This is a genomic window from Hydrogeniiclostridium mannosilyticum (assembly GCF_003268275.1).
GTDB classification, from domain to species: domain Bacteria; phylum Bacillota; class Clostridia; order Oscillospirales; family Acutalibacteraceae; genus Hydrogeniiclostridium; species Hydrogeniiclostridium mannosilyticum.
The window spans coordinates 1-1,974 of record NZ_QLYR01000025.1; the positions used below are offsets into that span (position 1 = coordinate 1).

1 protein-coding gene is annotated in these 1,974 nt (G+C 42.8%); it reads right to left on the reverse strand.

Annotated elements, in window-relative coordinates:
- Positions 1-240: 240 nt before the first annotated feature.
- Entirely contained in the window at positions 241-1,500 is a 1,260-nt protein-coding gene (locus DPQ25_RS14205) for a diaminopimelate decarboxylase (RefSeq protein ID WP_112333828.1), read from the reverse strand.
- Positions 1,501-1,974: the final 474 nt, after the last annotated feature.

Below are 1,974 nucleotides of genomic sequence, written 5' to 3' on the forward strand. Positions count from 1 at the left end.
ACGATATGATATTTGCAATTCCACGTCGTATGCGTTAAACTATTCATGTCGTTCATTTCGAATGACCTCCCTTTGCTTTTGTCGTGCAGTTGGCAGACCGCACTTCTATTTTAGCAAAGGGAGTTTTTTTGTCTACATCATCGGCATAAGCCTTCTTTTGAACCACTCGCCTAGCGAGTGGTTTTCTCCATACAATAAATGGCCATTGTAAATTTTTACAATGGCCATCGCTATAAGCTGTTAAATTTTATCAAAGAGATGTGTAAAATCAAAAGTTGCAAAATAATCTTTGGGTGTTTCCGCACGGCGTATCAGCTTCGCATTCCCATCCTCACAAAGCAGTATTTCCGCGGAGCGAAGCTTGCCGTTGTAATTGTAGCCCATTGCAAAGCCATGTGCACCGGTATCATGTAAAACAACCAAATCGCCAATATCAATTTGCGGCAGCATACGGTCAACGGCAAACTTATCATTATTTTCACACAAACCACCGGTAACATCATATTTATGGTCACACGGCAAGTTTTCCTTCCCCATTACCGTAATGTGGTGATAAGCGCCGTACATCGCCGGCCGCATCAAATTTGCGGCACAAGCATCCAGCCCAATGTAATCCTTATAGGTATGCTTTTCGTGAATCGCCCTTGTTACCAAGCAACCGTTTGGCGCCAGCATATAACGCCCTAATTCCGTGTAGATTGAAACATCCTCCATGCCGGCTGGAACTAAAACTTCTTCAAAAGCCCGGCGAACGCCTTCCCCTACCACTGCAATATCAACCGGATCCTGATCGGGCCTATAAGGGATTCCTACACCGCCCGACAAATTGATAAATTTAATCTGCGCACCTGTTTCTTTCTTCAGCTCCACCGCAAGCCTGAACAAAATTTTAGCTAGCTCAGGATAATAATCATTTGTCGTTGTATTGCTTGCCAGAAACGCGTGCAAACCGAACCGCTTTGCGCCAAGCTGCTGCAGCTTTTTATACCCTTCAAAAATCTGTTCTTTGGTAAAACCATATTTGGCATCGCCGGGATTATCCATAATATTATTGGCAATGGAGAAATAGCCGCCCGGATTAAACCGGCAGCTAATCAGCTCCGGGATTCCAGCAATCGAATCCAAAAAATCAATGTGAGTAATATCATCGAGGTTAATGGTAGCCTCTAAACTTCTGGCATAGCGAAAATCTTCCTCCGGTGTATCATTCGAAGAAAACATGATATCCTCACCTGTAAAGCCGCAGGCCTTTGCCATCATCAATTCCGTCAATGACGAGCAGTCAACCCCACAGCCTTCCTCCTGTAATATTTTGAGGATAAACGGGTTCGGGGTTGCTTTTACCGCAAAATATTCCTTAAAACCAGGATTCCATGCAAAGGCCGCCTTCAGCGCCCTTGCCCGCGCCCGGATTCCCTTCTCGTCATACAGGTGAAAAGGCGTAGGAAACTGGCTGACAATATGCTCTAGTTGTCCCTTCGTAACAAACGTCTTCTTCATTTATATATCCCTCTCCATTCGTAAAAATTGTTCTAAGAAACCGATATTTAGAGTATAAATTCTATTTTTATCAATGTCAATAGATGAAGTTATAAATAGGATTTCACTACAGCCGCAAAGGATCGCAATAACAAAAGCCGGCGCTATGCCCTAAGCAGTACCGGCTTTATTTATACTTAACATAAATAAGTCAGAATTTTATATATCTTGTATTTTTATTCAAAATATGATAAAAAGGACCTGGCTCTTTTGATAATTATGCGAGAGTCAGGTCCTTTTTGTATGGAGAAAACCACTCGCTAGGCGAGTGGTTCAAAAGAAGGCTTATGCCGATGATGTAGACAAAAAAACTCCCTTTGCTAAAATAGAAGTGCGGTCTGCCAACTGCACGACAAAAGCAAAGGGAGGTCATTCGAAATGAACGACATGAATAGTTTAACGCATACGACGTGGAATTGCAAATATCATATCGTC

Excerpts from the sequence above, each read along its gene's own strand:
- DPQ25_RS14205 (WP_112333828.1), bottom strand. The coding sequence starts at position 1,500 with ATGAAGAAGACGTTTGTTACGAAGGGACAACTAGAGCATATTGTCAGC.